Origin of the sequence: Gryllotalpicola koreensis, from assembly GCF_039538185.1 — a bacterium.
Lineage (GTDB): Bacteria > Actinomycetota > Actinomycetes > Actinomycetales > Microbacteriaceae > Gryllotalpicola > Gryllotalpicola koreensis.
On sequence record NZ_BAABBW010000005.1, the window covers coordinates 327,149 to 348,731 of the forward strand.

At 69.8% G+C, this 21,583-nt stretch carries 21 protein-coding genes; 9 read left to right on the plus strand and 12 right to left on the minus strand.

The features are described 5' to 3' along the window. Nucleotides 1-12 precede the first annotated feature (12 nt). From ABD708_RS15985 to ABD708_RS15995, 3 genes are read left to right on the plus strand one after another with little or no spacing between them, the layout of a single operon-like run. Nucleotides 13-1,317 (plus strand): magnesium transporter MgtE N-terminal domain-containing protein, encoded by a 1,305-nt coding sequence (locus ABD708_RS15985; protein WP_344756253.1) that lies wholly within the window; start codon nt 13-15, stop codon nt 1,315-1,317. Between the two features lie 3 nt (nt 1,318-1,320). Next, entirely contained in the window at nt 1,321-1,827 is a 507-nt protein-coding gene (locus ABD708_RS15990) for a DUF1003 domain-containing protein (protein WP_344756255.1), read from the plus strand. Further along, nucleotides 1,814-2,914 carry an Mrp/NBP35 family ATP-binding protein gene (locus ABD708_RS15995; protein WP_425553318.1) on the plus strand — a complete coding sequence of 367 codons (1,101 nt, stop codon included), beginning with the start codon at nt 1,814-1,816 and terminating at the stop codon, nt 2,912-2,914. The genes ABD708_RS15990 and ABD708_RS15995 overlap by 14 nt, the downstream gene beginning before the upstream one ends. Before the next feature lie 37 nt (nt 2,915-2,951). Here ABD708_RS15995 and ABD708_RS16000 read toward each other — a convergent pair whose 3' ends face one another. Then, nucleotides 2,952-4,010, minus strand: coding sequence for a hypothetical protein (locus ABD708_RS16000; RefSeq protein ID WP_344756260.1), 1,059 nt, complete (start codon nt 4,008-4,010; stop codon nt 2,952-2,954). A gap of 44 nt (nt 4,011-4,054) precedes the next feature. Further along, the gene (locus tag ABD708_RS16005; RefSeq protein WP_344756263.1) at nt 4,055-4,426 is read right to left on the minus strand and encodes a twin-arginine translocase TatA/TatE family subunit; all 372 of its coding nucleotides are present in this window, start codon (nt 4,424-4,426) and stop codon (nt 4,055-4,057) included. A gap of 87 nt (nt 4,427-4,513) precedes the next feature. Here ABD708_RS16005 and ABD708_RS16010 point away from each other — a divergent pair, with 87 nt between their 5' ends. Next, a complete protein-coding gene (locus tag ABD708_RS16010; RefSeq protein ID WP_344756265.1) occupies nt 4,514-5,146 on the plus strand; it encodes an O-methyltransferase in 633 nt (210 codons plus the stop codon). A 57-nt stretch (nt 5,147-5,203) separates the two neighbouring features. On the opposite strand, the gene ABD708_RS16015 is transcribed toward ABD708_RS16010, so the two are convergent. The 3 genes from ABD708_RS16015 to dapE all read right to left on the minus strand — a co-directional run bounded on the left by ABD708_RS16015 (nt 5,204) and on the right by dapE (nt 7,732). Then, complete coding sequence (locus tag ABD708_RS16015; protein ID WP_344756267.1) at nt 5,204-5,374, minus strand: DUF3117 domain-containing protein; 171 nt, start codon at nt 5,372-5,374, stop codon at nt 5,204-5,206. Between the two features lie 73 nt (nt 5,375-5,447). Beyond that, nucleotides 5,448-6,674, minus strand: a complete 1,227-nt coding sequence (locus tag ABD708_RS16020) for a hypothetical protein (RefSeq protein ID WP_344756269.1) — start codon at nt 6,672-6,674, stop codon at nt 5,448-5,450. Next, nucleotides 6,662-7,732 (minus strand): succinyl-diaminopimelate desuccinylase, encoded by a 1,071-nt coding sequence (gene dapE, locus ABD708_RS16025; RefSeq protein WP_344756271.1) that lies wholly within the window; start codon nt 7,730-7,732, stop codon nt 6,662-6,664. Before dapE ends, ABD708_RS16020 begins: the two co-directional genes overlap by 13 nt. A 17-nt stretch (nt 7,733-7,749) precedes the next feature. Between dapE and dapD the strand changes: the two genes are divergently transcribed. Next, nucleotides 7,750-8,697, plus strand: coding sequence for a 2,3,4,5-tetrahydropyridine-2,6-dicarboxylate N-succinyltransferase (dapD, locus tag ABD708_RS16030; protein ID WP_344756274.1), 948 nt, complete (start codon nt 7,750-7,752; stop codon nt 8,695-8,697). Nucleotides 8,698-8,703: 6 nt separating this feature from the next. Here the strand turns inward: dapD and adhP are convergent, their stop codons facing one another. From adhP to ABD708_RS16055, 5 genes are all read right to left on the minus strand, one after another. Next, nucleotides 8,704-9,771, minus strand: coding sequence for an alcohol dehydrogenase AdhP (gene adhP, locus ABD708_RS16035; RefSeq protein ID WP_344756724.1), 1,068 nt, complete (start codon nt 9,769-9,771; stop codon nt 8,704-8,706). Nucleotides 9,772-9,855: 84 nt separating this feature from the next. Further along, nucleotides 9,856-11,139 (minus strand): citrate synthase, encoded by a 1,284-nt coding sequence (locus ABD708_RS16040; RefSeq protein WP_344756276.1) that lies wholly within the window; start codon nt 11,137-11,139, stop codon nt 9,856-9,858. A 63-nt stretch (nt 11,140-11,202) separates the two neighbouring features. Beyond that, complete coding sequence (gene dapC, locus ABD708_RS16045) at nt 11,203-12,303, minus strand: succinyldiaminopimelate transaminase (protein ID WP_344756278.1); 1,101 nt, start codon at nt 12,301-12,303, stop codon at nt 11,203-11,205. A 13-nt stretch (nt 12,304-12,316) separates the two neighbouring features. Further along, complete coding sequence (fdxA, locus tag ABD708_RS16050; RefSeq protein ID WP_120788084.1) at nt 12,317-12,637, minus strand: ferredoxin; 321 nt, start codon at nt 12,635-12,637, stop codon at nt 12,317-12,319. Between the two features lie 4 nt (nt 12,638-12,641). Further along, nucleotides 12,642-13,025 carry a histidinol dehydrogenase gene (locus ABD708_RS16055; protein ID WP_344756283.1) on the minus strand — a complete coding sequence of 128 codons (384 nt, stop codon included), beginning with the start codon at nt 13,023-13,025 and terminating at the stop codon, nt 12,642-12,644. A gap of 113 nt (nt 13,026-13,138) precedes the next feature. Here ABD708_RS16055 and efeU point away from each other — a divergent pair, with 113 nt between their 5' ends. Genes efeU through ABD708_RS16075 form a run of 4 tightly spaced genes read left to right on the plus strand, consistent with a single transcriptional unit; the run spans nt 13,139 to nt 17,820 of the window. Beyond that, on the plus strand, nt 13,139-14,737 hold the full coding sequence (gene efeU, locus ABD708_RS16060) for an iron uptake transporter permease EfeU (RefSeq protein ID WP_344756286.1): 1,599 nt from the start codon (nt 13,139-13,141) through the stop codon (nt 14,735-14,737). Next, nucleotides 14,724-15,974 carry an iron uptake system protein EfeO gene (efeO, locus tag ABD708_RS16065; protein WP_344756288.1) on the plus strand — a complete coding sequence of 417 codons (1,251 nt, stop codon included), beginning with the start codon at nt 14,724-14,726 and terminating at the stop codon, nt 15,972-15,974. Before efeU ends, efeO begins: the two co-directional genes overlap by 14 nt. Then, nucleotides 15,971-17,281 (plus strand): Dyp-type peroxidase, encoded by a 1,311-nt coding sequence (locus ABD708_RS16070; protein ID WP_344756290.1) that lies wholly within the window; start codon nt 15,971-15,973, stop codon nt 17,279-17,281. The genes efeO and ABD708_RS16070 overlap by 4 nt, the downstream gene beginning before the upstream one ends. A gap of 56 nt (nt 17,282-17,337) precedes the next feature. Then, on the plus strand, nt 17,338-17,820 hold the full coding sequence (locus ABD708_RS16075) for a DUF4190 domain-containing protein (protein ID WP_344756292.1): 483 nt from the start codon (nt 17,338-17,340) through the stop codon (nt 17,818-17,820). 4 nt (nt 17,821-17,824) lie between these two features. On the opposite strand, the gene typA is transcribed toward ABD708_RS16075, so the two are convergent. Then, nucleotides 17,825-19,744 (minus strand): translational GTPase TypA, encoded by a 1,920-nt coding sequence (typA, locus tag ABD708_RS16080; protein ID WP_344756294.1) that lies wholly within the window; start codon nt 19,742-19,744, stop codon nt 17,825-17,827. Between the two features lie 101 nt (nt 19,745-19,845). Beyond that, the gene (locus ABD708_RS16085) at nt 19,846-21,519 is read right to left on the minus strand and encodes a dipeptide ABC transporter ATP-binding protein (protein WP_344756296.1); all 1,674 of its coding nucleotides are present in this window, start codon (nt 21,517-21,519) and stop codon (nt 19,846-19,848) included. Nucleotides 21,520-21,583: the final 64 nt, after the last annotated feature.

Consider the following 21,583-nt stretch of genomic DNA (forward strand, 5'->3'; position numbering starts at 1 on the left):
AGTCTTAAACGCGTGAGTGGACAGCGGGTCTTCGTGGCACGCCTGGCCGGTTGCCTCGTCTTCGACCCCGTCGGCGACCGGGTCGGCAAGGTGCGCGACGTCGTCGTCGTCTTCCGCGCGGACGCGCCGCCCCGCGTCGTGGGACTCGTCGTCGAGATCCCCGGGAAGCGCCGCGTCTTCGTCTCCATCACCCGCGTCACGTCGATCGGCGCGGGCCAGGTGATCACCACCGGGCTCATCAACGTGCGCCGTTTCGAGCCGCGCGCCGGCGAGGTGCGGGTCATCGCCGAGATCCTCGGTCGCGAACTCGCCTTCCGCGACGGCAGCGGCACCGCGACCATCGAGGACGTCGCGATCACACAGGCGCCGAGCGGGCTGTGGGACGTGACCCAGCTGTTCGTGCGCCGCCCCAAGACCTCCTCCTCCCCCTTCGCGAAGGGCGCGACCCAGTTCGTCGCATGGAGCGAGATGCGCGAGACGGATGCCGCAGCCGGCGCCCCCCAGTCGGCGGAGCAGCTCATCGCGACCTACACCGATCTGAAGCCGGCTGACCTCGCGAGCAGCCTGCTCGAGCTGCCCAAGGAGCGCCGCGTCGAGGTCGCAGCCGAGCTGCCGAACGAGCGGCTCGCCGACGCCCTCGAGGAGATGCAGGAGCAGGACCAGGTCGAGCTGCTGCGCACCCTCGACGACGAGCGCGTCGCCGACGTGCTCGATCAGATGCAGCCCGACGACGCGGCGGACCTGTTCGCCCAGCTGCCCAGGGCCGAGCGCGAGCACCTGCTCGAACTGATGGAGCCGGAGGAGGCGGAAGACGTCCGCCGCCTGCTCAACTACGCGCCGAACTCGGCGGGCGGCCTGATGACCACGGAGCCGGTCATCATGTCGGCCGACGCGACGGTCGCCGAAGCACTCGCGCTCATCCGCCAGGAAGAGCTCGCGCCCGCTCTCGGCGCCGCCGTCTTCCTCACCCTGCCGCCCTACGAGCCGCCCACCGGGCGCTTCCTCGGCACGGTGCACTACCAGCGCATGCTGCGCCACCCGCCGCACGAGCGCCTCGGCGGCCTCGTCGACCAGGGCCTCGAGCCCGTCATGGTGAACGCCTCGATCGCCGAGGTCTCACGTACCCTCGCGAGCTACAACCTGGTCTCCGTGCCCGTCGTCGATGACGCCGGGCGGCTCGTCGGCGTCGTCACGATCGACGACATCCTCGACCATCTGCTGCCCGACGACTGGCGCCGTCGCGACGGCGAGGACGCCGCACTGAAACGCTCGGCCGCGGCGCGGACAGGAAGCATCGGCATCATCGGAAGGAGGTGACCCATGGCACGGGTCGACAACAAGGCCCTCGGGCTCGACGCCCCCAAGGGCCTCTCCGGCCGGGGTCGCTCACGACGGGACTCCGACCGCTTCGGGCGCTTCACCGAGTGGATCGCGCGCGCCATGGGCACGCCCGTCTTCCTGTTCGCTCTGACGGCGTTCTGCGTGCTGTGGATCGCCTGGAACTCGCTCACGCCCGAGTGGCTGCACTTCGACTCCGTCTCCAACGGCTTCACCGCGCTCACCCTGGTGCTGTCGCTGCAGGCCTCGTATGCCGCGCCCCTGATCCTGCTCGCGCAGAACCGCCAGGACGACCGCGACCGGGTCCAGATCGAGCAGGACCGCCAGCAGGCGGCGCGGAACCTCGCCGACACCGAGTACCTCGCCCGCGAGGTCGTCGCGCTGCGGCTCGCGCTGCGCGACGTGCCGACGAAGGACTTCCTGCGGCAGGAGCTGCGCGCGCTGCTCGACGAGCTCGGGCCGGAGCCGACGGCGGATCGCGTTGAGTGACCTCGCCGAGCGGGTGACCGCGGCGCTGGCATCCGTCATCGATCCGGAGATCCGGCGGCCGATCAGCGAGCTCGACATGGTCGAGTCGGTGTCGGTGGATGCCTCGGGTCTGGCATCCGTCGCCATCCGGCTGACCATCGTCGGCTGCCCCGCCGCCGACCGCATCGAGCGCGACGTGCGCGCGGCCGTCACCGGGGTACCCGGCGTCATGGGCGTCGACCTCGCCGTCGGGGTCATGAGCCCTGAGCAGCGGCAGGCGCTCACCGATCGTCTGCGCGGCGGCCGGGCACGCGCAATGCCGTTCGGGCCCGACTCGCTGACGCGGGTGTACGCGGTCACTTCGGGCAAGGGCGGTGTCGGGAAGTCTACGATCACCGCGAATCTCGCCGTCGCGCTCGCGGCGCGCGGCCTGCGGGTCGGACTGGTGGATGCCGATGTGCACGGATTCTCGATCCCGGGGCTGCTCGGGCTCGCGGGCGCGCGGCCGACACGGGTCGGAGAGATGATCCTGCCGCCCGTCGCCTTCGGGGTGAAGACCGTCTCGATCGGCATGTTCCTGGACCCGGATCGTGGGCAGGGGCCGTCCTCCGCCGTCGCGTGGCGCGGCCCGATGCTGCACCGCACCATCCAGCAGTTCCTCACCGACGTGTACTTCGGCGACCTCGACGTGCTGCTGCTCGACCTGCCGCCCGGTACGGGCGATATCGCGATCTCGGTGGGACAGCTCCTGCCGAACGCCGAGGTGATCGTCGTGACGACGCCGCAGGCGGCCGCTGCCGAGGTCGCGGTGCGCTCGGGCGCGCTCGCGGCGCAGACGGGGCAGAAGGTCTACGGGGTGATCGAGAACATGTCGGGCGAGCTGTTCGGCACGGGCGGCGGCGCTCGCGTGGCCGAGGCGCTCGCGGCGCCGCTGCTGGGTGCTGTGCCGGTGTCGGTGCCGCTGCGGGTGGGTGGCGATGAGGGCTCCCCGGTGGTCGTCTCCCGGCCGGAGGACCCCGCCGCCACTGTCATCAGGGACATCGCCGGGGCGATGGCATCTCGCCCGAGGAACCTCTCCGGGCTTCGGCTCGGGGTCTCCCCCTCCTGAGCTCACCCCGGCAGGGGCAGCGCTACCGTCGCCGCTTTCAGGCCGAAACGAGCCACCTTGGACCCGAACTCGGCGGCGCAACGCCCAGTTCGTGGGCACGGCGATGCAACGTCGCGTACACGAAGCGGAGGAAGCCCACGGGATCCACGAAGAGATGGTCCGCATTGACGCGGATCACCTTCCATCCGACAGCTTCGAACTGCTGGTATCGCCACGTGTCGAACCTCCACTGCTTCGGCGAGCGCAGATGAAGCAGGCCCTCGTACTCATAGAGCGTGCGCCACAGTTTGTGCTTGAGATCGGGCTTATAGCTCTTCCCGTCTGCCACTCGAACCGGGTCATTCACCAGCGGCTCCGGCAGCCCCGCGGCGACGAGCAGCAGGCGGAGGATGGTCTCGGGTCGCGAATCCACGCCGACGCGCACCCGCTCGATCGCCCACGCCAGCTTCCGCGCTCCGGCGCGACGGCCATGGCGGCGGACGGCGTCGCGCAGCTCGGCGATGTTGCAGCACGGGACGGTGCGCACATTCCTTCCTTCAGCCGGGACACCGGAGACGAGGAAGTCGCCGACCGCGACGAAATCCTCGCGGCTCAGCATGGTGGAGAGCTGACACCACATGTCTGCGGGAGCGACGACGCGGATGCCGCGAATCACGTCCAGCTGCAGAGATTCATTCCACTCATGACCCACAAGGTTCGGCCCGCGATGCGCCCGCGTACCAATGCTCGTGACGTGCAGGGGGAGGAGCGGCGGTTCCGCCTGCGGAAGCGGCGCCCCGAAAAGTAACGCCGCAGAGGTATGGCTGATGGCGTCGTTCGGACGCATCAGCGGCCGGAATGCGAGGCTCAGCCCTTCGATGGTGGCGAGATCGAGACCGGCGCTGCTGACACCCCAGAAAGGATGCTCGACGTCGTTGCCGCGCATGAGCCGTTCGCGGCTCATGCCGTGGGCATCGCGGTCACCCGTACGCACGGCTTCGTAGTCGAGAATCCTGTTGAGCTCAGTACGTCGCGGCACGCGCCCAGATTGCCCGGCTCGCGGCATCCGCGCTGAAGCTGTCCACAGCGCTCGTTGCGTCGCCGCTTTCAGGCCCAAGATCGCGCGTTTAGGCCCGAAACCGGCGACGCGAACTCGCGCGCCTACGTGGCCTCTGCGTCGAAGGGGGGCAGGGCGCCCGCGGCGAGGGCAGCAGGGGCTGGCTTCGTGGCGACGGCGGGGATGCCGACGACTTTCTCGGGCTCGGCCGCATCGTCGTCGTCCGACAGCAGGGCATCGGCGATGATGCGGCGCGGGTCGTACTGCCGGGGGTCAAGCTTCTTCCAGTCGATCTCGTCGAAGACGTCGGAGCCGACCTCCTCGCGCACCTTGTCGCGCGCATCATCGGCGAAGCGGCGCAGGTTGCGCACGAACTGGCCGAGCTTCTCGGCATAGCCGGGCAAGCGGGTGGGGCCGATCAGGATGACGGCGATGCCGGCCATGACCAGCAGCTTGTCGAACCCGATACCCAGCACTCCCACATCGTAATCTCTCGCGGCCGTGCGTCTGACCAGCTCTCAGCTGTGCCGACGGATACTCTGAGACAGGAAGTACGGAGGCCCATGTCGGACAACGACATCAACTGGAAATTCGCGAACGACGTGGTCGTCGAGAGCGAGGTGATCGCCCGCGCCCGCCAGCATTCGCTCGAACTGGGGGTGAGCCCCATCGCGCCGGCGGTCGGCGCGCAGGCATCCGTCATCGTCGCCGCCACGAGCGCGGCCAAGATCATCGAGATCGGTACCGGTCTCGGGGTCTCGGGTCTCTGGCTGCTGCGCGGCGCGGCGGATGCCGAGCTGACCAGCATCGACAGCGAGGTCGACCACCAGCAGCAGGCCAGGCAGCTCTTCCTCGAGGCCGGCCACGCGCCCGCCAAGCTGCGCCTCATCGCGGGCCGCGCCCTCGACGTGCTGCCCCGCATGAACGAGAACGCCTACGACATCGTGCTCGTCGACGCCGACGCGGGCAACGTCATCGAGTACGTCGAGCACGGGCTGCGCCTCGCCCGCCCGGGCGGCACGGTGCTCGTTCCCCATGCTCTCTGGCAGGGCAAGGTCGGCAACCCCGCGAACCGCGACGACGTCGCCACCGCGTTCCGCACCCTGATCGGCGAGATCTCGCAGTCCGGCGCCGTCGTGAGCGCGCTGTCGACCGTCGGCGACGGGCTGCTGCAGATCACGAAGCTGCGGCCTTAACCAGGTCTTAACCAAAAGAGCCGCCCCGAAGGGCGGCACTTTCTGGGACGCTCGGGCTCAGGCTCCGATGGCGGATGCCAGTGCGTCGTGAAGCTCTTTGGCCTCGTCGTCGTTGACGGAAACGACCAGCCGGCCGCCGCCCTCCAGAGGCACGCGCACGATGATCAGGCGCCCCTCCTTCACAGCCTCCATGGGTCCGTCTCCGGTTCTCGGCTTCATGGCCGCCATGTAGCTCCCCTTTCGTGGTTTGAACCTATTATCCCGCACCGGGCCGGGCCCCCGGCACCACCCGGGAGGGGACTTACGGCGGCGACCAGTCGTAGTCGCCGATCGTCCAGGCGAGCAGCAGCCAGCCCACTTGGCCCGCGACGAAGACGACGACCATGCCGATGCGGTACCACCTGGCGCGCGGCGCGGCCACGATTCCGAGCGCCGGGAACAGCGGCAGCAGAATGCGGAAGGTGCTCGACTGGGGGAAGAAGACCGCCAGCACATAGAGCCCGTACGAGACGATCCAGAGCCGCAGTTCGACCCCGAGCCGGCGGGCGGGCGGCACGAGCAGGAACACCACGGCGAGGCCCACGAGCGCTGCGAGGGCGACGTAGCCCACCCAGGCCGGGGTGTGCAGCCAGAGCGTGAACCACCACTTCGCGCCCTGGATCCACGGGGTGAACGGCACGAGCGGCTCCCACCCTGTGTACGACACCCGCCACGACAGCTCGGTCTCGGTGTAGGCGCCGGAGTAGCCCGTCACCCGGTCGGCGATGACCGGCCAGGCCAGACCCGAGACCAATGCGACGACCGTGGCGATGACGGATGCCGCGAGCTCAGGCATCCGTATCGGCTCCGTCCCCCGCCACGCGCGCCAGAGCCGCCACACGACCCACAAGCCCAACGCGAGGGCGAGCGCCACCTCGCCCGGCCGGGTGAAGGCGGCGACGACGATGAGCGGCAGCATCCACCAGAACCTGCGCTTGACCCAGAGGTACAGGATGCTCGCGAGCAGCAGCGTGAACATCGCCTCGGCGTAGGCGACCTGGAAGAGCGCCGCGACGGGGGCGACCGAGAAGAGCACGGTCGCGTACATCGCGGTCGACGGACGCAGCCGGGCGCGCATCAGCTTGTAGAACACGAGCGTCGCGCCCCACGCGCACAGCACGGTGACGAGCACGGCGGATGCCTCCCACGACATCCCCGTGAGCGCCATCATGCCCTTCACCACGTAGGGGTAGACGGGCAGGAACGCCCACTGGTTCTGGGTGACGTGGCCCGTCGTGTCGAATTGCAGGGTGTGCGGGTAGCCGACCGCAGCGATGATCTGGTACCACCGGCCGTCCCAGATGTTGGCGAAGACGAGGTAACTCGGGTGGGCGCTGGTCCACGCGTTGGCGCCCTCGATGGAGGCTTGCCAGAGCAGCAGGATCGTGTCGAGCGCCCGGCCCAGCATGAACACGACCGTCACGCGGGCCCACCACGGCAGGGCCCGCCAGCGGGCGGTCGCTGTCTTCACGGGCGTCAGCTCAGCCACGCCCGCAGGGCGTCCTCGCAGGCCGTGATCTGCGCGAGCGGCACGCGCTCGCCGTCGGCGTGGGCGAGGCTCGGGTCGCCCGGGCCGAAGTTGACGGCGGGGATGCCGAGTGCGCTGAACCTGGCGACGTCGGTCCAGCCGTACTTGGGCTTCGCCTCGAGGCCGACGGCGGCGAGGAACTCCTGCGCGAGCGGGTCGTCGAGGCCGGGGCGGGCGCCAGGCGCGAGGTCTTGCAGGACGAATTCCCCCAGGGGCTCGAACAGGGCGCGCATCTTCGCCTCGGCCTCCGCCCCTGAGCGCGATGGCGCGAAGCGGTAGTTGATGTGGATGCGGCACTCGTCGGGGATGACGTTGCCCGCCACTCCCCCGCTCACGAGCACCGCATTGAGCTGCTCGCGGTAGGCGAGGCCGTCGACCTCGATCGTCTCCGGCTCGAAGTCGGCGAGCAGCGCCAGGATGGGCGCCGCCTTGTGGATGGCGTTCTCGCCCATCCACCCGCGCGCGCTGTGGGCCCGCTTGCCGCGGGTCACGACGTCGAAGCGCATGGTGCCGTTGCAGCCGCCCTCGACCGCGCCATTGCTCGGCTCGCCGAGGATCGCGAAGTCGCCGGCGAGCAGTTCGGGGCGGGTGCGAGCGAGGCGCGCGAGGCCATTGAGGTCGCTCGTGACCTCTTCGTGGTCGTAGAACAGCCAGGTCACGTCGACGCTCGGGCTGCTGAGCTCTGCCGCGAGCTTGAGCGCGACCGCGACGCCCGGCTTCATGTCGACCGTGCCGCGGCCCCAGAGGTATTCGACGCCGCCCTCGGCCTCGAAACGGGTCGGCAGATTGCCGTTCACGGGGACCGTGTCGATGTGGCCCGCGATCACGACGCGGCGCGCGCGGCCGAGGTGCGTGCGGGCGACGACGAGGTCGCCGTCGCGCAGGACCTCGAGATGCGGCATCCGTTCGAGCGCCTGCTCGATCTCGTCGGCCACGGCCTTCTCGTTGCCGCTCACCGACTCGATGTCGCAGATCTGCCTGGTCAGCTCGATCGAGGTCGCGGCGAGGTCGAGGGGCATGGCTCTAGCCTAGAAGGGTGACTGAGACCTCCCGCCTCGCCTGGGGCTTCGGCCTGGCGACCATCGCCGCCGACGACACCGTGCTCGACACCTGGTACCCCGAGCCTCAGCTGGGCGCGCTGCCCGACGACGCCGAGGTGCCCGCGGAGCTGGCCGCGTTGTCGGGCCCCGACGAGCGCCGCAACGTGCGCATCGAGGCGGTGGCGGTCGGGATCGATCTGGATGCCGCCGTCGGCGGCACCTCCGACGCCTACCTGCGTCTGCACCTGCTCTCGCACCTGCTCGTGGCACCGAACGGGCTCAACCTGGAGGGCATCTTCACCTACCTCCCGAACGTGGTGTTCACCTCGGCCGGCCCCGTCTCGGCCGCCGATTACCCCGCGCTGCTGCCGACACTCAAGCGGGCGGGCATCCAGGCCTATGCGGTGGACAAGTTCCCGAGACTGCTCGACTATGTCGTGCCCGATCGGGTGCGGATCGCGGATGCCTCGCGCGTGCGCCTCGGCGCCCATCTCGCCCCCGGAACCGTGGTCATGCACGAGGGCTTCGTGAACTTCAACGCGGGCACGCTCGGCGCCTCCATGGTCGAGGGCCGTATCTCGCAGGGAGTCGTCGTGGGCGACGGCGCCGATATCGGCGGCGGCGCCTCGATCATGGGGACCCTCTCGGGCGGCGGCACGCAGCGCGTCGTCATCGGGGCGCGCGCCCTGCTCGGGGCGAACGCGGGCGTGGGCATCTCGCTCGGCGACGACTCGGTCGTGGAGGCCGGCCTGTACGTGACCGCCGGCACGAAGATCACCCTGGTCGGCGAGCGCGACGAGAACGGGCAACCCGTCACAGTGAAGGCCCTCGAGCTGTCTGGGGTGCCGAACCTGCTGTTCCGCCGCAACTCGGTGACGGGCGCGGTCGAGGCCGTGCAGCGCCAGGGCACGGGCATCACCCTGAACGCGGCGCTGCACGGGTAGCGCGCGTTACACCCCGGCGAGCTGGCCGGCGGGGTAGCCCGCGTCCTCGCGCGAGAGGGCGCCCGCGAGCTCGAGGACCACGCGGCCGAGGATGCGGCCGTCGCGCATGTCGTCGAGCACCCGGTTCACATCGGCGAACGGATGCTTGGTGACCGTCGCGTGCACCTTGCCGCGGGCCGCGAAGTCGAGGGCCTCGGCCAGGTCGCCGCGGGTGCCGACGATGGAGCCGCGGATCGTCAGCCCCTTCAAGACGGTGTCGAAGACGCTCACGGGGAAGGTGCCCGAGGGCAGCCCCACCAGGGAGATCGTGCCTCCGCGGCGCGCCATGCCGACCGCCTGCGCGACGGCAGCCTCGCTCGGCGCCGTCACGAGCACCCCGTGGGCGCCGCCGATCTCGCGCTGGATCTCGGCCGCGGCATCCGTCTTCGCCGCATTGATCGTGAACGTCGCACCCAGCTCGCGCGCCAGCACGAGCTTGGAGTCCGCAACGTCGACGGCGACCACGTCGAGCCCCATCGCGACGGCGTACTCGACGGCGAGGTGGCCGAGACCGCCGATCCCCGAGACGACCACCCACTGGCCGGGCCGCGCGCCGGTCGTCTTCAGGCCCTTGTAGACCGTGACGCCCGCGCACAGGATCGGCGCGACCCGAGCGGGATCCAGGGATTCCGGAACCCGGGCCGCATAGCGCGAATCGACGATCATGTAGTCCTGGAAGCTGCCGTCGACCGAGTAGCCGGCGTTCTTCTGCGCCGGGCAGAGCGTCTCGCGCCCGCTCGTGCAGTACTCGCACTCGCCGCACGCGGACCACAGCCACGCGTTGCCGACGCGGTCCCCCACCTTCACAGAGGTGACGGAATGCCCGACGGCGACGACGCGCCCCACACCTTCGTGGCCGGGCACGAAGGGGAGTCCGGGCTTCACCGGCCAGTCCCCGCCCACGGCGTGCAGGTCGGTGTGGCACACGCCTGTGTACTCGACCCTCACCAGGGCCTCGAAGCCGTGCGGCAGCGGCACGACCCGATCGTCGAACTCGAGCGGCTTTCCGAACTCGCGCGCGACGGCGGCGCGCATGCAATCTTGAGACATGCGCTCAGCGTGGCGCGCGCACCTGCCTGCCGTTAGGGCGGAAAGTCCCGGCCGCAGGCCGGGACGGGCTCAGCGAGCCGGCAGGTCGCGCTTCGGCGCGCCGACGTAGAGCTGCTGCGGGCGGCCGATCTTGCTCGCCGGGTCGGTGTTCACCTCGCGCCACTGGGCGATCCAGCCGGGGAGGCGCCCGATGGCGAACAGCACCGTGAACATGCGCGGCGGGAAGCCCATCGCCTTGTAGATGACACCGGTGTAGAAGTCGACGTTCGGGTAGAGCTTGCGCGAGACGAAGTAGTCGTCCTCAAGGGCGGTCTGCTCGAGCTCCTTGGCGATGTCGAGCAGCGGGTCGTGCACGCCCAGCTCGGCGAGCACCGCGTCGGCGCTCTCCTTCACGAGCTTCGCGCGCGGGTCGTAGTTCTTGTAGACCCGGTGGCCGAAGCCCATCAGCTTGACGCCGCCCTCTTTGTTCTTCACCCGCTCGACGAACTTCTTGACGCCCTCACCGGATTCCTGAATGCCGGCGAGCATCTCGAGCACCGCCTCGTTCGCGCCGCCGTGCAGGGGGCCGTACAGCGCCGAGATCCCGGCGGAGATCGAGGAGAAGATGTTGGCCTTCGTCGAGCCGACGAGCCGCACGGTCGAGGTCGAGGCGTTCTGCTCGTGGTCGGCGTGCAGGATGAGCAGGCGCTCGAGCGCCTTGGCGACGACGGGGTTCACCTCGTACGGCTCGGCCATGGTGCCGAAGTTGAGGCGCAGGAAGTTCTCGACGTACGACAGCGAGTTGTCCGGGTAGAGGAACGCCTGGCCGAGGCTCTTCTTGTGCGCATACGAGGCGATCGTCGGCATCTTCGCCAACAGGCGGATCGTCGCGAGATCGACCGCCTCTGGATCGTCGACGTCGGCCTCGTAGTAGGTGCCGAGCGCGCCGACCGCGCTCGAGAGCATCGACATCGGGTGCGCGTGGTACGGCAGCGCGCCGAACAGCTGCTTGAGGTCCTCGTGCACGAGGGTGTGATGGCGGATCCGCTCGGTGAAGTCGCCGAGCTCATCGGCGGTCGGCAGCTCGCCGTTGATCAGCAGCCAGGCCACCTCGAGAAAGGTCGAGCCCGCTGCAAGCTGCTCGATCGGGTACCCGCGGTAGCGCAGGATGCCCTCGTCGCCGTCGATGTAGGTGATGGCGGATGCCGTGGAGGCGGTGTTCACGAAGCCGTAGTCGAGCGTCGTGAGCCCCGTCTGCTTGGTCAGCGACGAGATGTCGATACTCGAATGCCCGTCGACCGCTGCGCGGATGGGGAACTGCGCCTGCCCGCCCGGGTAGGACAGCGTCGCGAACTGGTCTTCGGATTCGGGCACCTAGAACTCCTTCGTCTGCTGTGTCAGGCCGTAGGCCTGCCGTCCCACCTTATACGGGCGCAGTTACGCCAGTCTTTCGGCGGCTTCGCGGATGCGCTCGTCGCTCGCGGTGAGCGAGAAGCGCACGTGGTCGGGGAAGAACTCGCCGTAGAACTCGCCGGGGCCGGCGACGACGCCGAGCCCCGCGAGGCGGTCGATGCTCGCCCAGGCATCCGTGCCCTCGCTCGCCCACAGGTAGAGGCCGGCCTCGCTGTGGTCGATCGCGAAGCCGGCGGCCTCGAGCGCGGGCTTGAGCACGGCTCGGCGGGCGCGATAGCGCTCCTTCTGAGCGGCGACGTGCGCGTCGTCGCCGAGCGCGACCACCATGGCGGCCTGCAGCGGGTCGGGCAGCATGAGCCCCGCATGCTTGCGGCGGGTGAGCAGGTCGTCGATCACCCGCGCGTCACCTGCGACGAATGCGGCGCGGTAGCCGGCGAGGTTCGACTGCTTCGAGAGCGAGTAGACGGACAGCACGCCCGTCAGGTCGTCACCCACGACGCGGGGATCGAGGATGCTGGGCACGGATTCCTCGGCCCAGCGCCCCTCCCACCCGAGCTCGGCGTAGCACTCGTCGTTCACGACGAGAGCGCCCAGCTCGCGGCCGCGGGCGACGGCCGCTTTCAAGAAGTCGGTGTCGAGCACGCGCCCGTCGGGGTTCCCCGGCGAGTTGAGCCAGATGAGCTTCGTGCCGTCGGGCCATTCCGCCGGGTCGTCAGAGGCGAACGAGTCGGCGCCCGCGATCGCGGCGCCGACGGCGTACGTCGGGTAGGCGGCGCGCGGGTGCACGACGACATCGCCCGCACGGATGCCGGCGAGCAGCGGCAGCAGCGCCACGAGCTCCTTCGAGCCGATCGTGGGGAGCACCTGGTCGACGCTGAGGCCCGTGACGCCGCGACGGCGCGCGTACCAGGCGACGATCGCCTCGCGCAGCGCGGGCGTGCCCGTGGTGGTCGGGTACGCGTGCGCGTCGGTCGCCGCGGCGAGCGCCTCGCGGATCAGCTCGGGCGTCGGATCGACGGGCGAGCCGATCGACAGGTCGACGATGCCCCGCGGGTGCCGGCGGGCGCGCTCGGCATACGGGGCCATCCGGTCCCAGGGGTAGTCCGGAAGCTCGGTGATCGCCATGGCCGTGGCCGGATCAGCGGTTCTGCGGCGGCAGCGCGGCGATGATCGGGTGGTCCTTCGCGATCACGCCCACCTTGGCCGCACCGCCGGGCGAGCCGATCTCGTCGAAGAACTCGACGTTGGCCTTGTAGTAGTCGGCCCACTCGCCGGGCAGGTCGTCCTCGTAGTAAATGGCCTCGACGGGGCAGACCGGCTCGCAGGCGCCGCAGTCCACGCACTCGTCGGGGTGGATGTACAGCGAGCGCTCGCCCTCGTAGATGCAGTCGACCGGGCATTCGTCGACGCAGGCGCGGTCCTTGACGTCGACGCACGGGAGGGCGATCACGTAGGTCATGAGTTCAGTTTAGAGAGTCGGCGCGAGGGCTCTGCGCAGGCAGCCGGGGCCACGCGAGCACGCCGACGGCGATGAGCGCGGGCACGAAGTCCCACACGCGGCCGAGAGTGTCCTGCACGATCACGACGGATCCGCCCGGGCCCTCGAACGAGAACACGAAGATCGGGATGAGGAGGCCGAGCGTGCCCGCGAGGGTCACGACGCGGCTGCCCGAGTAGAGCCGGCAGCCGAAGAGGAAGCAGGCCGCGCCGAGAACCGAGACGACGATGCCCCACGGCAGGTCCGTGCCGCCCACTCCGATGACGCCGCGGTGGTTGAACGTGCCGACGACGCCGAGGATGAGGCCGGCGACGAAGGCGAGGAGCGACGCGCCGAGGCGATTCTGCATGAGGGCCATCGTACGGCGGAGGGATTTGCCAGCACCTCGAAGCAGACCTTAGGCTGACCTACGTAAGGTAAGCCTTACCAAGCCCCCACTCCCCCGCTGAAGCGAAAGCATCCGTGCTCCCCACCCTTGTCATCGGCCTGCGCGAAGGCCTCGAAGCCGCACTGATCGTCGGGATCATCGCCGCCTTCCTGCGCAAGAACGGCAAGAGCCTCACGCCCATGTGGATCGGGGTCGGCGTCGCCGTCGCGCTCAGCATCGCGGTCGGCGTCGTGCTGCGCGTCATCGAGAAGTCGCTGCCGCAGGCCGCGCAGGAGGGCATGGAGTCGGTCATCGGCGCCGTCGCCGTGGTGTTCGTCACGGGGATGATCGTCTGGATGAACACCCACTCGCGCGGGCTCAAGCGCGAGCTCGAGGCCGAGGCGAGCGAGGCGATCCACGACGGCCACGCCTATGCGCTCGCCGGCATGGCGTTCCTCGCCGTCCTCAAGGAGGGCTTCGAGACCAGCGTCTTCCTGCTCGCCACCTTCAGCGCGTCGACCAGCATGTCGCTCGCCGCGACCGGCGCCGTCATCGGCGTGGTCGTCGCGGTGCTGATCGGCATCGGCATCTACGCGGGCAGCGTCAAGCTCAACCTCTCCACCTTCTTCCGATGGACGGGCGGATTCCTGATCCTGGTCGCCGCCGGACTCGTGCTCACCGCGCTGCGCACCTCGCACGAGGCCGGCTGGCTGAACGCCGGGCAGCAGACCGTGCTCGACCTCGGCGCGGTCGTGCGCCCGGGCACGGTGCAGTCCGCGCTGCTGACGGGCGTGCTCGGCATCCCCGCCGACCCGCGCCTCATCGAGGTCGTCGGCTGGCTCGCCTACCTCGTGCCCGTCGCGCTCTTCGTCTACTGGCCGCGCGCCCGCCGCGCGCAGGGCATGCAGATCGCGCGCGTGCAGTTCGGCGTCGCCGGCGCCGTCGCGCTCGTCGCGCTCGGCCTGGTCGCGTTCGCGCCGCGCGCGTCGACCCCGCACGATCAGCCGCTCGCGATCTCCAGCGCGGGTGCCGCGGACGAGGGGAACGTCGCGCTCAGCCGCTCGACCCTGAAGGTCGGGCTCGGCGATGACACCACAGCGGTCGAGCTCCCGGGTGCGGGCACCGCGGTGACCCACAACGGCATCGCCGCCCGGCAGTGGAAGCTGCCGGTGACGCCGCGCGCCGCGCTGCCCGCGACACTCAGCCTCGACCAGCTCGTGGCGGCGAACGGCGGCCGGCTGCCGGTCGGCGTGAACGCCGCGCAGAATCCAGGTCCCTTCGACGCGCAGTGGTCGACGGGCGGAGCGCTCGAGGTGTGGACGTCGGAGGGCGTGCTCATCGACGCCCAGCAGACCGCGCGCACCGTCGTGACCATCACCGGCGGCGGCCTCACCACTTCGCGCACCGTCTCGATCGCCTCAGGCCCGCTGGCACAGCCGAGCTGGGCGGCGACGGATGCCGCAGTGCAGTCCGCCTCGGACGCGATCGCCGCCACGCAGGCGCGGCAGGCGGAGCACCGCCTGTGGGGCATCCAGCTGCCCATCGCCCTCGGCGTCGCCGCGCTGATCATCGCCGCCTTCGGGCTGCGCTCACGCCGCCGCGCCCTCACAGACCAGAACACCCCTGTCGGCCCCACCGCGTCGCCTGCGATCCCGGCGACATCGCAGAGGAGCAATAGCTATGCAGCTCAGTAGTCCCACCCGCCGTCTCGCGGCGGCCGTCGGCGTCGCCGCCGTCGCGGCCATCGCCCTGTCCGCGTGCGCGAGCGGGGGCAAGACCGCCACGGGCGACGACGCGAAGCCCGCGTCATCGGTCGCCCCGGTCTCCAGCGGTGCCAGCCAGGTCACGGTGACGCTCACCGGCGATTCCGGCGACACCTGCGCCATCGACCACACGAGCGCGAAGGCGGGCCCCATCACCTTCACGATCACCAACAAGAGCTCCACGGCGATCACCGAGCTCGAGCTGCTGCAGGGCCAGCGCATCGTCGGCGAGAAGGAGAATCTCGCCCCGGGCCTCGCGCCCGTCAAGCTCACGCTGACCCTCGGCGGCGGCAGCTACACCGTGTACTGCCCCGGCGCCGATAAGGAAGAGCAGAAGTTCACCGTCACGGGCAAGGCGGCCGCGAAGCCGACCGGCAGCGTGCAGACCATTCTCGCCGACGGCACCAAGGGCTACGGCAGCTACGTCGCCGGTGTGCTCGCCGACATGGTCACCGCCGTCGGCAACCTCAACACCGCCGTGCAGTCCGGGAACGTCGCGGAGGCAAAGAAGGACTACGCGCTCGCCCGCCCCTTCTACGAGAAGGTCGAGTCCGACGTCGACGGATTCCTGCTGCCGGGCGCCGACGCGACCAGCAACAAGGGCAACCTCGACTACCTCGTGGACATGCGCGCGAGCAACCTCGACCCGTCCGTCGGCTGGAGCGGCTTCCACGCGATCGAGCGCGACCTGTGGCAGAACGGCGCGATCACCGACCAGACCAAGCAGTACGCGAGCGGCCTGAACACCAACGTCGGCAAGCTCGCCGAGCTCGCGAAGGGTCTCAGCTACAAGCCCGAGGACCTCGCCAACGGCGCGGCCGGCCTGCTGGAAGAGGTGCAGAGCAACAAGATCTCCGGCGAGGAGGAGTCGTACAGCCACATCGACCTCGTCGACTTCGCCGCCAACGTCGAGGGCGCCGAGCAGGCGTTCGCCTACCTCGAGCCCGGCATGAAGAAGATCGACCCCGACCTGACCGCTCAGGTGCAGACGCAGTTCGGCAAGGTCACAGCCCTGCTCGACACCTATCGCGACCCGAGCGTGCCCGGCGGCTACGTCGACTACACGCCGCAGCTGAAGCAGGCGGATGCCTCCAAGCTCAGCCTCGCCGTGCAGGCGCTGCAGGAGCCGCTGTCGAAGATCGCCGAGAAGGTGGCGACCGCAGGTTGAGCGCCCCTGACGACACCGGCCGCGCCGCCGGCGACGCGAAGGGCGTCTCGCGCCGCGGCATGCTGCTCGGCGGCGCCGCGGCCGCGGGCGGCCTCGTCGTCGGCGCGGCCGGCGGCGTCGGCGGAGCCTATGCTGCAGGCCTGCGCGGCTCAGACGCCTCTGCGGCGGGCGGGGCGGACGACAACGGCGACGCCGTCGATCTCACGGTGCAGCACGCGTTCTACGGCGAGGCCGAGCAGGCCGGCATCCGTACCCCTCCGCAGCGCTACAGCGTGTACATGACCTTCACCATGTCCTCGCCGCTGGCGCGCGATCTGCAGGTGCTGCTCGCGCGCTGGTCCGGCGCGATCGCGCAGCTCATGAAGGGCAAGACGATCGGGCAGGTCGAGCCGAACCGCGTCGACGGCATCGGCGTCGACACGGGCGAGGCGCTCGATCTGGCGCCCGCCGGGCTGACCGTGACCGTCGGCCTCGGGCCGGGCCTGTTCACCGATGCCTACGGCCTCGCGGACAAGAAGCCCACGCTGATGCGCGAGCTGAAGGCGCTGCCCTCCGACGCGTTCCAGCCGGGGCTCACGGGCGGCGACCTGTCGCTGCAGGCGTGCGCCGACGACCCCCAGGTCGCCTACCACGCGATCCGCGACCTCGCACGGATGGCGAAGGGCACCGCGGCGACGAACTGGACCGTGATGGGCTTCGGCCGCGCCTCGGCCGGGAAAGGCCAGTCGACGCCGCGGAACCTGATGGGCTATAAGGACGGCACCCGGAACATCACGGAGGACGCCGACTTCGAGAAGTTCGTCTTCGTGAAGGACTCGGGGCCCGCCTGGACCCAGGGCGGCTCGTACCAGGTGGTGCGGAAGATCCAGATGCACATCGAGAACTGGGACGCCGACCGGGTCAGCGACCAGAACACCGTCTTCGGCCGGGACAAGCGCGCAGGCGCTCCCCTTTCCGGCGGCACCGAGTTCACCACGCCGGACTTCCATGCGAAGGGCGCCGGCGGCGCCGAGAAGATCTCGCCGACCTCGCACATCGCACTCGCCGCGCACGAGAACAACGGCGGCGTCAAGATCCTGCGCCGCGGCTACAACTACACCGACGGCTTGAACCAATACGGGCTGCTGGATGCCGGGTTGCTGTTCATCTCCTACCAGAACGACCCCGCGCACTTCGAGACGCTGCAGGCGAAGCTCGGCTCCTCCGACCGGCTGAACGAATACATCTCGCACATCGGCTCCGGCATCTTCTTCGTGCCGCCGGCCGCGAAGCAGGGCCACTACCTGGCAGAGGGCCTCTTCGCGTAGCACGTGGCCCGTTTTGGGCGATGCCGATGGGCTGGAACTGCACGTACGGTGCAGTCATGGCCGACAACCAGTTCGCCTCGGGCGCGTTCGCGCTGGACGAGAACGGATTTCTCGTTCCGCCGCCGTTCGACGGGCAGCCGGCGCACGCCTTCGAATCGCGACGGGACCATGCACAGGAGGTCGCCTACTCCTCCCCTGCTCTCGCCGAGCTGGGCTGGCAGCGACCACCATCGGCGCGCGAGGCCGCGGCGCCCCCACAGCAGCCCGCGGGACGTCTCAACTGGGTCTTCGGCGCACTTGCCATCGTCACGGGCCTCGCGAGCTTCGTCTGGCCGCTCGTGTGCCTCACCGTGCTCGTCGGTCTGGCGCTCAGTGCCGTCGGCATCAGCCGTGCGAACAGGCTGGCTCGCCGCGGCGCGAACGGCCGCGGCATTGCGATCGTCGGGCTCGTCATCGGGCTGGCATCCGCTGCGAACCTGGTGTTCGGCTTCAGCTCGCTGTTCGAGCTGCAGTCGCAGCTCTCCAGCCTGTTGCCCTAAGGCGCTACGCGTCCTGCTTCTTCAACCGGGCTGCGGCGCGGCCACGAGCCGTCGCGTCGAGCTCGACCTTGCGGATGCGGACCTTCTCGGGCGTGACCTCGACGCACTCGTCCTCGCGGGCGAACTCGAGGCACTCCTCCAGCGTCAGCTGGCGCGACGGGGTCATGGCCTCGAAGTTGTCGGCCGTCGAGGTGCGCATGTTGGTGAGCTTCTTCTCGCGCGTGATGTTCACGTCCATGTCATCAGAGCGCGAGTTCTCACCGACGACCATGCCCTCGTAGACCTCTTCGGTGGGGTTCACGAAGAAGCTCATGCGCTCCTGCAGACCGATGATCGCGTAGGCGGTCACGACGCCCTGGCGGTCGGCGACGATCGAGCCGTTGTTGCGAGTCACGATCGGGCCGGCCCACTCGTCGTAGCCGTGCGAGATGGCGTTCGAGATGCCGGTGCCGCGGGTCGTGGTGAGGAACTCGGTGCGGAAGCCGATGAGGCCGCGCGACGGCACGATGAACTCCATGCGAACCCAGCCGGTGCCGTGGTTCGTCATGCCCTCCATGCGGCCCTTGCGGGCGGCGAGCAGCTGGGTGATCGCGCCGAGGTACTCCTCGGGGATGTCGATCGTGACGTGCTCGTAGGGTTCGTGCACCTTGCCGTCGACCTTCTTGGTGACCACCTGCGGCTTGCCGACGGTGAGCTCGAAGCCCTCACGGCGCATCTGCTCGACGAGGATCGCGAGCGCGAGCTCGCCGCGGCCCTGCACCTCCCAGGCATCCGGCTTGCCGATGTCGAGCACCCGGATCGAGACGTTGCCGACCAGCTCGCGGTCGAGGCGGTCCTTCACCATGCGCGCGGTGAGCTTGTGGCCCTTGACCTTGCCCATGAGCGGCGAGGTGTTGATGCCGATGGTCATCGAGATGGCGGGCTCGTCGACATGGATCGCGGGCAGCGGACGCACGTCGTCGGGGTCGGCGAGCGTCTCGCCGATCATGATGTCCTCGATGCCGGCGACGGCGACGATGTCGCCCGCCTTGGCCGACTCAGCCGGGAAGCGCTCGAGCGCCTTCGTCATGAGCAGCTCGGTGATGCGGGCGTTCGAGGTCGTGCCGTCGTGGTGCACGCGCGTGACCGTCTGGCCCTTCTTGATCGTGCCCGAGAAGATGCGCAGCAGCGCGAGACGGCCGAGGAACGGCGACGCGTCGAGGTTCGTCACCCAGGCCTGCAGCGGGGCCTCGTCGTCGTACGACGGCGCCGGGATGTGCTCGAGGATCGCCTCGAACAGCGGCTCGAGGTTCTCGCTGTCGGGCAGCGAGCCGTCGGCCGGCTGGTTGCGCGAGGCGCGGCCCGCCTTGCCGCTCGCGTACACGACGGGCACGTCGAGCAGCGCGTCGACGTCGAGGTCGGGCACGTCGTCGGAGAGATCGGATGCCAGGCCGAGCAGCAGGTCCTGCGCCTCGACGACGACCTCGTCGATGCGGGCGTCGGGGCGATCGGTCTTGTTCACCGCGAGGATCACGGGCAGCTTCGCCTCGAGCGCCTTGCGCAGCACGAAGCGGGTCTGCGGCAGCGGGCCCTCAGAGGCGTCCACGAGAAGAACGACGCCGTCGACCATCGACAGGCCGCGCTCGACCTCGCCGCCGAAGTCAGCGTGGCCGGGGGTGTCGATCACGTTGATCGTGATGGGGCCGCCGGGGTTGTGCTCGGCCGCGTGCTCGCCGTTGTACGAGATCGCCGTGTTCTTGGCGAGGATCGTGATGCCCTTCTCGCGCTCGAGCTCGTTCGAGTCCATCGCGCGCTCCTCGACGTGCGCGTGCTCGCCGAAGGAGTTGGTCTGCTTCAGCATCGCGTCGACGAGGGTGGTCTTGCCGTGGTCGACGTGAGCCACGATGGCGACGTTGCGCAGGTCGGTGCGGAGGGCAGTGGCCATGGAAGTAGGCATCCTTTGGAGAAGATCGGATTTTTGCGGCATCCGTGCCACACAGAAAAAGGGGCGGCGCAGAACGCACCGCCCCTCCAGTCTACCGACCCTTAGCTGATCCCAGACTCAGCCAGCAGCGCGGCGCGCGCCTCGCGGCGCTCCTGCTGCTCGTCGGGGTCGGGCACGGGCACCGCGGCGATGAGGCGCTGCGTGTACGGGTCCTTCGGGCCTCGCAGGATCTGGTCGGCCGAGCCCTGCTCGACGAGCTTGCCGCGGTGCATCACGGCGATGCGGTCGGCGAGCAGGTCGACGACGGCGAGGTCGTGGCTGACGAAGAGGCAGGCGAACTGCTGCTCCTGCTGGATCTCCTGCAGCAGGTCGAGGAAGCGCGCCTGCACCGAGACGTCGAGCGCCGAGGTGGGCTCGTCGGCGACGAGCAGCGAGGGCTCGAGCGCGAGGGCGCGGGCGATGCCGACGCGCTGACGCTGGCCGCCGGAGAGCTCGTGGGGGTAGCGGTTGCGGAACGAGCGGGGCAGCTCGACCTGGTCGAGCAGCTCCTCGACGCGGCGATCGATCGCCTTCTTGTCGAACTGCTTGGTGAGCAGCAGCGGCTCGCCGATGCACTGGCCGATCGGGAAGCGCGGGTTGAGCGACGAGCCCGGGTCCTGGAACACGATGCCGATGTGGCGGCGGATGTCGCGCAGGCCCTTCGCGTCGGCCTTGGCGAGGTCGTGCCCGTTGATCGTGAGGCTGCCCTCGACGACGGGCAGCAGTCCGACGACGGCGCGGCCGATCGTGGTCTTGCCGGAGCCGGATTCGCCGACCAGGCCGAGCACCTCGCCCTTGCGGATCTCGAGGTTGATGTCGTCGGCCGCGCGGAACGCGGGCACGCGGCCGTGCTTCGGGTACTCGATCGCCACGTGGTCGAGCTTGAGCACGGTGTCGGCGCCGGCGAAGGGGTCGGCGCCCTCCGTGCGGTCGGTGACCTGCAGGCGCGGCACGGCGCCGAGCAGCTGCTGGGTGTACGGATGCTTCGGCGCGTTGAAGATCTCGCGGATCGGCGCCGCCTCGACGATCTCGCCGTCCTTCATCACGATGATCTTGTCGGCCAGGTCGGCGACGACGCCCATGTCGTGGGTGATCAGCACGATGGCGCTGTTCAGGCGGTGGCGCAGGTTGCGCAGCAGGTCGAGGATCTCGGCCTGCACCGTGACGTCGAGCGCCGTGGTGGGCTCGTCGGCGATGAGCAGCACGGGGTCGCAGCTGATCGCGATCGCGATCATGACGCGCTGGCGCTGGCCGCCGGAGAACTGGTGCGGGTACTTGTCGAACGAGGCCTCCGGGTTCGGGATCTCGACCATCTCGAGCAGCTCGATCGCCCGCTCCCGCGCCTCGGTCGGCGTCATGTGCAGGTGCAGTCGCAGCGACTCCACGACCTGGAATCCGACCGTGTAGACGGGGTTCAGCGCCGTCATGGGCTCCTGGAAGATGACGGCGACATCTTTGCCGCGGATCTGCCGCAGCTGGCCCTCGGTGAGGCCGGCGAGCTCGCGGCCGTTCAGCTTGATGGAGCCTGAGACGCGCGAGTTGGACGGGAGCAGCCCGAGCAGCGCCATCGAGCTCGAGCTCTTGCCGGAGCCGGACTCGCCGACGATCGCCAGGACCTCGCCTGGGGCCACGGTGTAGTCCATGTGCACCGCCGCGGGGTACCAGGTGCCGTCGACCCAGAAGTCGACGCCGAGGTCCTTGACCTCGAGGATGGGGGCTTCGTTGTGCTGTGCCATGAGTGCTTTCGGTTCCTCTCGTGGAGGGTTGATCAGGTGAAGTCTGGGACGATGGTGCGATGCG